This is a genomic window from Candidatus Electronema sp. TJ, from assembly GCF_048287355.1.
GTDB lineage: Bacteria > Desulfobacterota > Desulfobulbia > Desulfobulbales > Desulfobulbaceae > Electronema.
The window spans coordinates 1-11,184 of sequence record NZ_JBLWEP010000072.1; the positions used below are offsets into that span (position 1 = coordinate 1).

At 57.4% G+C, this 11,184-nt stretch carries 12 protein-coding genes; 11 read left to right on the forward strand and 1 reads right to left on the reverse strand.

The window, feature by feature from the left end; translation table 11 throughout:
• Nucleotides 1–450 precede the first annotated feature (450 nt).
• On the reverse strand, nucleotides 451–738 hold the full coding sequence (gene gatC, locus ACNKID_RS06785) for an Asp-tRNA(Asn)/Glu-tRNA(Gln) amidotransferase subunit GatC (RefSeq protein WP_417912680.1): 288 nt from the start codon (nucleotides 736–738) through the stop codon (nucleotides 451–453).
• A gap of 290 nt (nucleotides 739–1,028) precedes the next feature.
• Here gatC and tolQ point away from each other — a divergent pair, with 290 nt between their 5' ends.
• The 11 genes from tolQ (at nucleotide 1,029) to ACNKID_RS06840 (ending at nucleotide 10,689) form a co-directional block, all read left to right on the forward strand.
• Nucleotides 1,029–1,733, forward strand: coding sequence for a protein TolQ (gene tolQ, locus ACNKID_RS06790; RefSeq protein ID WP_417912681.1), 705 nt, complete (start codon nucleotides 1,029–1,031; stop codon nucleotides 1,731–1,733).
• A gap of 23 nt (nucleotides 1,734–1,756) precedes the next feature.
• Nucleotides 1,757–2,206 carry a protein TolR gene (gene tolR, locus ACNKID_RS06795; RefSeq protein WP_417912682.1) on the forward strand — a complete coding sequence of 150 codons (450 nt, stop codon included), beginning with the start codon at nucleotides 1,757–1,759 and terminating at the stop codon, nucleotides 2,204–2,206.
• Complete coding sequence (gene tolA / locus ACNKID_RS06800; RefSeq protein ID WP_417912683.1) at nucleotides 2,203–3,627, forward strand: cell envelope integrity protein TolA; 1,425 nt, start codon at nucleotides 2,203–2,205, stop codon at nucleotides 3,625–3,627. Before tolR ends, tolA begins: the two co-directional genes overlap by 4 nt.
• Nucleotides 3,628–3,652: 25 nt before the next feature.
• Nucleotides 3,653–4,900: a protein TolB gene (locus ACNKID_RS06805; protein ID WP_417912684.1), complete on the forward strand. Its 1,248-nt coding sequence runs from the start codon at nucleotides 3,653–3,655 to the stop codon at nucleotides 4,898–4,900.
• 50 nt (nucleotides 4,901–4,950) lie between these two features.
• Entirely contained in the window at nucleotides 4,951–6,093 is a 1,143-nt protein-coding gene (gene ybgF / locus ACNKID_RS06810) for a tol-pal system protein YbgF (RefSeq protein WP_417912685.1), read from the forward strand.
• Nucleotides 6,094–6,097: 4 nt separating this feature from the next.
• Complete coding sequence (locus ACNKID_RS06815; protein ID WP_417912686.1) at nucleotides 6,098–6,859, forward strand: TlyA family RNA methyltransferase; 762 nt, start codon at nucleotides 6,098–6,100, stop codon at nucleotides 6,857–6,859.
• Nucleotides 6,859–7,308, forward strand: coding sequence for an SH3 domain-containing protein (locus ACNKID_RS06820; RefSeq protein ID WP_417912687.1), 450 nt, complete (start codon nucleotides 6,859–6,861; stop codon nucleotides 7,306–7,308). Before ACNKID_RS06815 ends, ACNKID_RS06820 begins: the two co-directional genes overlap by 1 nt.
• A gap of 57 nt (nucleotides 7,309–7,365) precedes the next feature.
• A complete protein-coding gene (locus tag ACNKID_RS06825; RefSeq protein WP_417912688.1) occupies nucleotides 7,366–8,130 on the forward strand; it encodes a pentapeptide repeat-containing protein in 765 nt (254 codons plus the stop codon).
• A 105-nt stretch (nucleotides 8,131–8,235) separates the two neighbouring features.
• The gene (gene rpsT, locus ACNKID_RS06830; protein ID WP_417912689.1) at nucleotides 8,236–8,511 is read left to right on the forward strand and encodes a 30S ribosomal protein S20; all 276 of its coding nucleotides are present in this window, start codon (nucleotides 8,236–8,238) and stop codon (nucleotides 8,509–8,511) included.
• A gap of 79 nt (nucleotides 8,512–8,590) precedes the next feature.
• Entirely contained in the window at nucleotides 8,591–10,075 is a 1,485-nt protein-coding gene (gene trpE / locus ACNKID_RS06835; protein WP_417912690.1) for an anthranilate synthase component I, read from the forward strand.
• Nucleotides 10,072–10,689 (forward strand): anthranilate synthase component II, encoded by a 618-nt coding sequence (locus ACNKID_RS06840; protein WP_417912691.1) that lies wholly within the window; start codon nucleotides 10,072–10,074, stop codon nucleotides 10,687–10,689. Before trpE ends, ACNKID_RS06840 begins: the two co-directional genes overlap by 4 nt.
• The last annotated feature ends 495 nt before the right edge of the window (nucleotides 10,690–11,184 follow it).

Here is an 11,184-nt window from a genome sequence, read left to right on the forward strand (position 1 = left end):
GTTTAAACCGTCCTGATTTAAACTTGAATCAGGACGATTCACATTTAAATTGCCCCGATTCACATTGAAACCGAGGCGATTCACACTTAAATTGCCCCGATTCCAATTGAAATTGGGCCGTTTTCGATTTAAATCAGGCCGATTTCAATTTAAATCGCCTTGATTCAAATTGAAACCGGGACGATTCACATTTAAATCGGAGCAATTTCAATTGAAACCGGAGTGATTCAAGTGTGAATCGGGACGATTTCAATCGAAAACGGGACGGTTTAAGTGTGAATCAGGGCAATTTCAATTGAGTTTGGGACGATTCAAACGGTGAACAGGCCGTTGCGACGGACAAGCCAGCCATAATATTCTTCAAACGCTCTTGCCTGAGCCGCAAATGGGCCGGGCAAAAGATTTTCATTCACACAGGGCGCACTGACTGGCTCAATTTATGCAAGAGGTCTAGCCAATGACTCGCGGCACAACAAAGGCTGCGTCGTTATGATGCGGACCGTTGGCCAAAGCCGCCTCCCGCAGCAGCGAAGGCCACTCCTCGTCCTCGCGAAAGGCGTTGGCCTCTCCGAAGAAATGAGGTTCAGCCGGAACGCCGGAGGTGTCCAGCTCATCCAATTTCGCCACATAACTAAGGATATTATCCAGCTGCGCGGTGATTCGTCCGATTTCCTCGCCGTTTAGCTCCAACCGGGCCAGCATAGCGGTTTTCTTCACTTCTTCACGTGTTATTTTCATCGTCATGCCATAAAAAAATTGATCGCGGGCACTGCGCCGCAGCAGAGGCGGACTTCCGGAAGCATAACATCTCCGCCCAGTCATGCAAAGTCAAAACTCCTTTGTGCCTTGACGAAAACCGCATCTGAAGCAATTCAGTTGTGGGTCGACATGACCGCCAAAAGCCGTTATAATCTGGCAGGAGCGTTCCGCCTTGCTTGTCTGTTTCTCAGGAGTATCTGGCCAAGGCACCCGACTGGCGGAATATAAATGAAAAATCAAAGAAGTTGTTCGGTTCAGGAGCTGGTTTCGTGGATCTTTCTGTTTTTAGCATGCTGGCTCATGCTGGCCTTGTTGTCAAGCTGGTCATGCTTGCGTTGCTGTTTTTCTCGGTGGTCTCGTGGTGGATCATCATCGCCAAACATCTTCTGTTCTCCCGCTCCAGAAAAGCGTCGGAAGACTTTCTCTCCGATTTTTGGGAGTCAAAAACTTTGAACAACGCCTACGAATCCGCCAAAGCTGCGTCTCTCAGTCCGGAGGCAGCAGTCTTTGTTTCCGGTTTCAACGAGCTGCGCAAAATCAGCGCGGCCCGCAGCGCGGGGCAGCAGCCTGCGGAAAAGCAGGAGACACTCCAGACCAAGCTGGCGGTGATGGACAACCTCAAACGGGCGGTGCGCAAGGCCCAGCTCATCGAAATTGAGCGACTGGAGCGTTCGTTGGCCTTTCTCGCCACCACCGGCAGCGCGACCCCCTTCATCGGCCTCTTCGGCACGGTCTGGGGCATTCTGGTCTCCTTTCAGGAGATCGGCGCACGGGGCAGCGCATCATTGGCCGTGGTCGCACCCGGCATCTCCGAAGCACTGGTGGCGACAGCAGCAGGCTTGGCCGTGGCCATTCCCGCAGTTATCTTCTACAATTTCTACGCTAACAAGGTGGCAGACTTTCAATCAGACATCGAAAATTTCTCTTTCGATTTTCTCAATCTGATTGAACGCGACATGCTGACCAGAAAGTAACATCAACCAAGCATTCAAAAGCGATGGGAATGGGGTCTGTCGGCGGCAAGAGCCGCAAAGGGCTGGCGGCGGAGATCAATGTGACTCCGCTGGTGGATGTCATGCTGGTTCTGCTGATTATTTTCATGGTTTCCGCGCCGATGATGACGCAGGGCATTGACATAAATCTGCCGAAAACCACAGGAGAGGCCTTGGAGCAGAAGGAGGAGCCGCTTTCAGTGGTGATCAACAGCGACGGCCAGCTCTTCTTGGAGAAAAATCCTGCGCCGCTGTCCGCCGCCGCCCTCAGGCATGAGCTGGAGAGTCTGCCGCCGGAGAAGCGGGAGGAGCCTATTTATTTGCAGGCGGACCGGGATGTGCCCTACGGCGCGGTGGTGCAGGTCATGGCCCTGATCAAGCAGGCCGGATTTGAGAAGCTGGGCATGGTGACGCAGGAATCTGATGAAAACAGCGCGGGAGGCGGCAGGCAATGAGCGGAGCGCGGTATGATGAATGGCAGGCATTTCTGGAATGTCGGCAAGGGCCGGGCTGGCAACTGCCGCTGAATCTTGCGGTGGCCATGCACCTCGCCATCTTCGGCGGAGCGGTTTTTCTCCAGAATATTGAGCGCAGCACCGGCTTCAAGTCGGAGAATGTTGTCACGGTCAATCTGATCAGCATGGCGGAGCTGGGCATGCCTGCCGCGCCGGAAGCCGCTGTCAAGCCGCTGCCTGAGGCGGCCCCGCCTGCGCCGCTGGTCGACATCCGCGCCCCGAAAATGCGGAAGACAGCTGTGGTGATGAAACCTGCTGCGCCGCCAAAGGAGGTCAAGCCTGAGCCGCCGCCTGCGCTCAAGGAACCGGTTGAGGTCAAACCGGCCCAAGCGGCTAAAAAAGAGGTGAAGGCCGTTGAGCCGCCGAAGGAAATCAAGCCTGAGCCGGTGCAGAAAGAGGCCGCACCTGAAATCAAGCCTGAGCCGCCGCCTGCGCTCAAGGAGCCGGTTGAGGTCAAACCGGCCCAAGCGGTCAAAAAAGAGGTGAAGCCTTCCGCGCCTGAACCTGCTGCCGTGCCTGCGCCCAAACCGGAGCCTGCTCCGGTAGCGAAGGAGGCTGTCTCTCTGAATCCGGTCAAAGTCAAAGAAAAGGCTCTGGTCAAACCTACTGAAGACAAGGTCAAAGAGCAGCAGGCCAGAGAGGCGGCGCAGGCGGCTGAGATGAAGGAGCTGGCCCAGGCCAAGGCTGCCAAGCTGGAGAAAGAGCTCAAGGCCGCCGAGGCTGCCCGCCAGCAGAAGCTGGCTGAGGAGAAACGGGCCAACGAGGTGGCGCAGGCTGCTGAGGCTAAGCGTAAAGAAGAACAGGCGCGGGCCGCCAAGTTGGAAAAGGAGCGCAAGGCCGCTGAAGCGCGTAAAAAGCTGGCCGAGCAGGAGAGGCAGAAGGCCCTTGCCGAGGCCAAAAGCATTGAGCGGGAGGCGGAGCAGGCCCGGCTGGAGGCAGTCAAGGCCAGAGAGCAGCTTGTCCGCGCCTTGCGGGAAAATATTGCGGTCAGCGCGGCAGCGGCTGGTGGCGGAGCTGGAAGCGGCAGGGGATCGGGCAACGGCACTGGTTCAGGCCACACCAATCCGGCTGCCCTGAATCAGTACGCCTCTGCGCTGAACGCGAAGATCAGCGGGCACTGGAAGCTGCCGGAGCTGGTGGCCGCCAACCGCAACCTGAAAACTGTGGTCGCCCTCATTGTCCGCAGAAACGGGACAATCGAAGATATGAAGATTGAGCGGAAATCAGGGGATGCCTTCTTTGACCAGTCGGTGATGAAGTCCCTGCGCAGCGCGGAGCCGCTGCCCAACTTCCCCGCGCTGATCAGCGACTCCAAGCTGGAATTTGCCTTGAACTTCACCCCGCAAGGGTTGACTTTTTGATTTCAATTTTTTTCATATGGATACAATGAACCGCCGTCAATCCGCATCCGCCTTTTTCCGCAGTGCTGTCCTTTCTCTGCTTCTCGTGCTGGCTGGTAGTTTGCAAGCCACCGCTGAACGTATTCAGTTGGATATTTCCAGCTCTGGGGTGCGTAAACTGACCGTCGCCGTGCTGTCTTTCACAGGCGGGCAGGCAGGCAGAGACATTGCCCGGCTGGTCACCAGTGCGCTTGAATTTCACGGCTTTGTCCAGATCACCGATGCCGCCGCCAGTGCGGATTATGTGGTGGAAGGTTCATATTTCGAGCAAGGAGGCCAGATGCAGGTCGAGGGCAGACTGCTGGACGCTACAGCGGACAAACGGTTGCCGGTCAGGCAGTTCCGAGGGCCCATCATTCAGCAGGATGACTTGGCCCTGCGTTTGGCCGATGCTTTGGTCGAGGACTTCACCGGTGAGCCAGGCATCAGTCGCACTTCCATCGCTTTTGTCTCCGACGCGTCAGGCCAAAAAGAAATATACATCGCCGACGTGCTGGGCCGCAAGGTGCGTCAAATCACTAAACATAACCATCTCTGCGTTTCGCCGCGTTTTTCTCCAGACGGCAGCCTGCTCGCCTACTCCTCTTACCACCGGGGCAACCAGAATCTATACCTCACAGATCTGAGCCAAAATCAGACGACTACGGCAATCTCCCGGCGTGAAGGCATGAATCTTGCTCCGGCCTTTTCACCGGACGGCAGGAGTATGATCGTCACCCTGAGCAAGGACGGCAGTCCAGATCTTTACCGCTTGGACATGCAGGGCAAAATTTTGGAGCGGCTCACAGAAGGCGCAGGCATCAATGTGTCCGCCTCCTTTTCGCCGGACGGGCGTTCAATAGCCTTCGTCTCTGACCGCAGCGGAAAACCGCAGATCTATGTCATGGACATGAGTAGTCGGAAAACTCGCCTGCTCACCTTGCAGGGTCAGGAAAACGTTGAGCCGTCGTGGTCGCCGAAAGGAGATCAGATCGTGTACACTAGTCTGACATCAGGCCGTTACCACATCTTTGCCATTCCAGCAGGCGGCGGCTCTCCGACTCGTCTGACATCAGGCTACGGTGATTATGAGTCGCCGTCGTGGTCTCCAGACGGCAAGCAGATTGTCTTCTCTCGAAAACGAAACGGGCATATGGAGCTATGTGCCGTTTTTGCCAACGGCAAGGGCGAGCGGACGCTTTTCCGGCTCAAAGGCAATCAGTCCTATCCGCGCTGGTCTCCGCGCCGCCGCTAAGTGCAGCGTGTTTGTTTTTCTTTGTCTCCTTCTTACCATCAGGGGTGTCCATGAAGAGATTGAACATAGCGGCTGCGGGCTGCACCCTTCTGCTGCTCTGCCAGTGCGCCAGCCAAGACGAGGTGCGGCGGCTGAACTATCAGCTGCGTACCGTGAATCAGAAGATGCAAACTGTTGAGTCCCAGACGGCGGAAAAAATAAAAAAGGTTGAATCCAGTGCCTCGGACCGGCAGCTAAAGGATGCGGCCATGGCCTCCAGCCGACTGGAGGCCATGGCAGAAGAGGCACGCCAGCTGCGCGAGGTGAACCAAGAGAACATCGAACGCTTCAATCGGTACAAAGCGGAAACTGAGGATAAAATTAGCTCGCTCTATGCGGCGATTGAGCAAATGCAGACCGAGAACGGCCATCTGAGCAAGTCCAATGAGGAGCTTGTGCGCTCTATGCAGCTGAAAATAGAACAGCTTACCAGCGGTCTCCAGCAGGCGAGCCAGAGCAAGGTGCAGGAGGCGGCTCAGAGGGCCAGAGAGGCTGAGCAGAGAGCTAGGGAGGCGGCGGAGAAGGCCACTGAGGCTAGAAAAAAGGCAGAGCAGGCCCTGAGCACTGCTGATGGCGGCATTCAGGTTGCGGTCGGTAGCAGCACCGCCGCCGAGCTGACCACACTGCATCCGAACGGCAGGAAGGTGCGCAAAGGAGGAGAAAACCCTTCTAAGCCAGAAGCTGATGACAACGGCAGCAAGCAGAAGGCGCAACCGAAAGCGGAATCACAAGATCCATTTGAGGCATACGAAGAAAAAGACAAAGACGCTCCGGCTGTGTCATCAGATGATGACCGGCTGCACAGTCAAGGCATGGAATTTTTCAAGAAGAATGACTACAAAAAGGCGTACAAAGCCTTCGAGCAGTATCTTGCCGGTCAGCCGGATGGGAAGCAGGCCGCAAAAACCCTATACTTGATGGGTGAATGCTTGTTCAATCAAGGCGAATATGACCTAGCCATTCTGGAATATCAGAAGGTGATCTCCAACTACGTTGGTGACCCGCATTGCTCCGCTGCGCTGCTCCGCCAAGGCATGGCCTTTGAAAAGCTGACGGATAAAGAGACAGCCAAGATCATTTACGGCAAGCTGATTAAAGAATATCCCGACAGCCGTGAGGCCAAGGCTGCGCAGGAGCGGCAGGAGAACCTGTAGGCCGATGCCGGAAAAAAAACGGCTTGATCTGCTTCTGACGAAACGGGGGCTGGCCGCCGACCTACGCGAGGCTCAGGCACTGATCGGCGCAGGGTGTGTATTGGTAAACACACGAGCGGACTGCAAGGCCGGAACGCCGGTCGCGGAGGACAGCGACATCCAGCTTAGAAAAAAATCCGCCTATGTCAGCCGCAGCGGTGAAAAACTGGCAGGAGGTCTCCGCGATATGGGCATTGATCCCTCAGGCTGGATATGCGCTGACATTGGCTGCTCCACCGGCGGCTTCACCGACTGCCTGCTTCAACACGGCGCGGCGCGGGTCTACAGCGTTGATGTCGGCTACGGCCTGCTGGCATGGAAGCTCCGGCAGGACCGACGGGTGACAGTGCTGGAGCGCACGAACGCTCGTTATCTGAGCAAAGAGCAGATCCCAGAATCGCTGAATTTCGCTGTTCTAGATGCCTCCTTCATCTCTCTTCAGCTGCTGCTTCCCCCGCTGCTGCCGCTTTTCAGCAACATTGTTAAGATCCTGGCTTTAGTCAAACCCCAGTTCGAGCTGCCGAAAGACAAGGTCGGCGCAGGAGGGATCGTCCGCGAGCCGCAGCTCCGCAAGGAGGCGGTGGCTGGAATCCAGCAGTTCGCCGAAGCGGCGGGGTTAGTCTGCGCCGGAATTGCGGCAGCATCCGTCTGCGGAGCCGGTGGTAATCAAGAATTTCTCTTGTATCTCAAATCAATGCAGTATAATGAAAAAAAGGAGGAGTTGTGATGAAGCACCGGACTTTTTCAGCGGGAGCAGGATTGCTGCTGTGTGCCCTGCTGCTGGCGGCTTCGGCGGTTTCGGCGGCTGAGTTTATGTCCGTTGTCAAAGACGGCGTAAATCTCCGGTCTGGTCCTGATGCCAGTTCTGAGGTGTTTTTCCAGCTGCCTGCCGGATATCCACTCCAAGTGATCGAGCGCAAAGGCGACTGGATCAATGTGAGCGATTATGAGAATGACAAGGGCTGGGTATCTGCGTCTCTTGTCTCCATCACCCCATATGTGATTGTCAAAGCGGAGCGGGGCAATATCCGCTCCGGTGCTGGCCCTGATCAGCCGCAGGTCGGCAAGGTGGTGCGGGATGTCATCCTCAAAAAGCTGGATCAGCAAGGCGACTGGATCAAGGTTTCTCATCCTCAGCTGACGGGCTGGATTCACAAACAGTTAGTCTGGCCCTGAACAAGGCGTAAGAAGCAATGCCGCCGTCAGCTGGATTTCCGGGGAGGAAAATGCGGCATGAAACGACATGGGGTTTGCGCCATTGTTCTTTGTTTAGCTCTGCTCTGCTGCGGCGCGGGCTGTGCCACTGAGCTGCTTGGCTCGCCGATTCCTGAAATTCGTAAAAATTTCAATAGGCTTTTGGTCACCAACGCCTGCCCGCGCTGTGATCTGCGCGGCGTGGTGCTGAACCGGATTGACCTTTTCGGAGCGGATTTATCCGGTGCTAACCTCGCCGGAGCGCAACTGGTCCAAGCCTCATTGGCCGGGGCTAATCTGCGTCACGCTAATTTGCGCGGCGCGTGGCTGGGCGGTGCGGATATGAGCGGGACGGATTTGACCGGAGCCGACCTTGAAGGGGCGAATTTCACCTTGAACAAAAGCGGCAGCTCTGCTGTAGCGCAGAATGAGGATGAAAACAACGGATGGCAGGCGACAGCAGCGGCTGCAAACACTGTCAGCAGTGCGTTGAATGAAATTTTTGCTCTCCAGCCTGCTGCGCCAATACAAGAGGTTGCCCCTGTCGTTCCTACAGGATCACCGTTCAATAATGAAATCTCTTCGTTTGCCAAGTCGGCAATGGAACAGTCCCGTCACTCTGTTGATGAGATTCCGGTGATTGAGCCAGTGTTTTCTTATCCGACGAAGAGGCCGCCGAAACTCCGTTTCTGGGAACGGATATGGCTGGATGCGAGAGAAAAAAAACAAGACAACAAAATCGTGCCGCTGGATGATGGCAGCCTTGAGGCTGCCGCCCAGCCGCCGCAGGGAGCCGTCCCTTGAGCCGTTCCGGCTGCAAATAGGGTTGACAAGCGCAGGCAGGTCAGCTATATTTTCTTCTTTTCAGAAAAAATCTTCAATTTTTCAGGACAGCAGCAAGGAGCTTTCATGGCAAATCATGCTTCAGCAGCAAAACGGGACAGGCAGTCCAAAGTGCGCCGCCTGCGCAACCGCATGAACAAATCTAAGGTTCATACCGCAATCCGCCGCGTCGATGATGCGCTGGCCGCAGGTGGTTCGCAAGACGGGGTGCAGGAAGTGCTGAAAAAGGCCATGTCCGTCATTTACAAGACGGCAGGCAAGGGCACCATCCACAAGAACACCGCCGCCCGCAAGATTTCCCGGCTGACCAAGCGGGTCAACCGGACTCTGGCCGCCGCCTGAACCGGCTGGTTGAGGAAGGGCTGTCGGCCACGGAAGCGTTCCGCTTCTGTGGCTTTTCTTTTTTTGCAGGACAGAAGCCATGTATTCTCCTGATCAGGAAGCCTTCTCGGCAATGCTGGCGCAGGCCGGACTGGTGCCGCTGCACCGCACAGTGATTGCCGACCTCGACACCCCGCTGACCATCTTTGCCAAGATCGCAGGCAAGGAGCGGCACGCCTTTCTTTTTGAGTCCATGGAAGGCGGCGAGAAGTGGGGCCGCTATTCCTTCATCGGCCTTGATCCTCTGCTGACCTTTCAGTCCAAGGGCGGGCAGGTCACGCTGACCCGCTGCGGCGAGGCTGCCGAGCAGCGCGAGGGAGTCAGTCCGCTGACTGAGCTGCGCAAGCTGCTCGCCGCCTTCAAGGCCAGCACCGCGCCGGGTCTTCCGCGCTTCTACGGCGGCTTGGTGGGCTTCCTCGGCTATGACATGATCCGCTTCATCGAGGATATCCCAGACCGCCACGCGCCGTCAGATATTCCCGACTCCTCCTTCATCGTTCCGCGTCTGGTGCTGATTCACGATTCAATCGGCCAGAAGCTGACCGTGGTCTGCAATGTCGTGCCGGAAGCGGGCAAGAACAAGGACGCGGCAGCCTTGTATGTGGACGGCTGCGCCCGAATTGAGGCGGTCATCACCAAGCTGCGGCAGCCGCTGGAAAGCTGCGCCGCTGCGAGCTGCGGGCCGCACGAGTTCCGCTCCAACATGGAGGAGCAGGCCTTCTGCAACATGGTCGAGCGGGCCAAGGAGAACATTGCTGCGGGCGACATCATCCAAGTGGTGCTCTCGCAGCGGTTTCGGACAACAACCACGCTTGATCCCTTCCTGCTCTACCGCTCCCTCCGCCACGTCAACCCCAGCCCGTACCTCTTTTATCTCCGCTTGGACGACCTCTGCCTGATCGGCTCCTCGCCGGAAATATTAGTGCGCCTTGAGGACGGGGAGATTGAGCTGCGCCCCATTGCCGGCACCCGCAAGCGCGGCGCGACTGCCGAGGAGGACAAGGCGTTAGCTGCGGAGCTGCTGGCTGATCCCAAGGAGCGGGCCGAGCATCTGATGCTGGTGGATCTGGGCCGCAATGACACAGGCCGGGTGGCGGAGCGCGGCACGGTTGAGGTGCGCGATCTGATGGTGGTGGAGCAGTACAGCCATGTCATGCACATAGTCTCTGGCGTGCACGGGCGGCTGGCTCCTGGCAAAGACCAGTTCGACGTGCTGGCTGCCTGCTTCCCGGCAGGCACGGTCAGCGGCGCGGCCAAGATACAGGCCATGAAGATCATTGACGAGCTGGAGCCGGAGCGGCGCGGCCCCTATGCGGGCGCGGTCGGTTATTTCGGCTTTTCCGGCAACATGGACTTCTGCATCGCCATCCGCACCTTTGTCATGCAGGGCAATCAGCTTTGGATTCAGGCCGGGGCAGGCATAGTCGCCGACTCCGTGCCGGAGAAGGAATTCGAGGAAACCGTCAACAAGGCCCGCGCTCTGCGCAGGGCTGTAGAACTTGCCGAGCAGGGGCTGCTGCCGTGATCGTCATCATCGACAACTACGACTCGTTCACCTTCAACATTGTCCAGACCTTAGCCGCCGCATCGCCAGACGTTCCGCCAGGCTGGCAGCCGCCGGAGATACGGGTCTTCCGCAACGACAAGATCACGGTGGAGGAGATCGAGGCCCTGCGGCCCGACCGCCTGCTCATCTCTCCCGGCCCCTGCACGCCCAAGGAGGCAGGCATCTCCATTGCGGCGATACAGCATTTCAGCGGCAGGGTGCCCATCCTCGGCGTGTGCTTGGGCCATCAGGCCATCGGCGAGGCTTTCGGCGGCAAGGTGATCAGGGCAGGGCGGGTGATGCACGGCAAGACCAGCCCGATGCGCCATGACGGCAGAGGCGTGTTTCATGGCTTGGACAATCCCTTTGAGGGAATGCGCTACCACTCGCTGATGGTTGAGGAAAGCAGTCTGCCGGACTGCCTCGAAGCCACCTGCCGCACAGACCAGGGCGAGCTGATGGGCCTGCGCCACAGAACCCTGGCTGTCGAGGGCGTGCAGTTCCACCCCGAATCCATCATGACCAAGGCAGGCGCAGTCCTGCTGCACAACTTCCTGCGGGCGGATTATCCTCAGCTGCTGAGGACGGCCTGACCCGCCCTTTCTCTCCCGCCAACACCCCAGACGCGCAGGCGAGGACCAAACTCGCAAGCGCTTGCGGCTCAGACTCATAAGCACTTGTGAGTTTGAGTCACAAACGCTTGTGAGCCTGACTCACAAGCACTAGCCAGTTTGACGCACAAGTGCTGTCCACTTTGCTTGGGCGGCATTTGCTGCCTCATTCCCTTCAAGCTGACAAGCAACCCGCAGTCTTTCCTTGACAAAACACAGGCGGCTCTTTAGGATGAGCGGCACGGGCCGGTGATGCAATGGTCACCCGCAGGGGCGGACCTATGTGTCCGCCCCGGTTATACGGCAGGCAACACGGGGCAGACACGCAGGTCTGCTCCTACACAACAAATAACGCAGGTGCGCAGGCGATGATGGATGCAGAGGCTGCCTTGCAGGAAAAGTAGAGGGTACCCATCAGGCATGTTAGTGGGTACCCTGTAGACACGCTGATGGGTACCCACCAGTTTGTCTGGAGGG

What these genes read in the sequence shown, in the direction of transcription:
- ACNKID_RS06825 (WP_417912688.1), top strand. Translation starts at nt 7,366, where the DNA reads ATGAAACGACATGGGGTTTGCGCCATTGTTCTTTGTTTAGCTCTGCTC.
- rpsT (WP_417912689.1), top strand. Translation starts at nt 8,236, where the DNA reads ATGGCAAATCATGCTTCAGCAGCAAAACGGGACAGGCAGTCCAAAGTG.
- gatC (WP_417912680.1), bottom strand. Translation starts at nt 738, where the DNA reads ATGAAAATAACACGTGAAGAAGTGAAGAAAACCGCTATGCTGGCCCGG.
- ACNKID_RS06805 (WP_417912684.1), top strand. Translation starts at nt 3,653, where the DNA reads ATGAACCGCCGTCAATCCGCATCCGCCTTTTTCCGCAGTGCTGTCCTT.
- ACNKID_RS06820 (WP_417912687.1), top strand. Translation starts at nt 6,859, where the DNA reads ATGAAGCACCGGACTTTTTCAGCGGGAGCAGGATTGCTGCTGTGTGCC.
- ACNKID_RS06815 (WP_417912686.1), top strand. Translation starts at nt 6,098, where the DNA reads ATGCCGGAAAAAAAACGGCTTGATCTGCTTCTGACGAAACGGGGGCTG.
- tolA (WP_417912683.1), top strand. Translation starts at nt 2,203, where the DNA reads ATGAGCGGAGCGCGGTATGATGAATGGCAGGCATTTCTGGAATGTCGG.
- ybgF (WP_417912685.1), top strand. Translation starts at nt 4,951, where the DNA reads ATGAAGAGATTGAACATAGCGGCTGCGGGCTGCACCCTTCTGCTGCTC.
- tolR (WP_417912682.1), top strand. Translation starts at nt 1,757, where the DNA reads ATGGGAATGGGGTCTGTCGGCGGCAAGAGCCGCAAAGGGCTGGCGGCG.
- trpE (WP_417912690.1), top strand. Translation starts at nt 8,591, where the DNA reads ATGTATTCTCCTGATCAGGAAGCCTTCTCGGCAATGCTGGCGCAGGCC.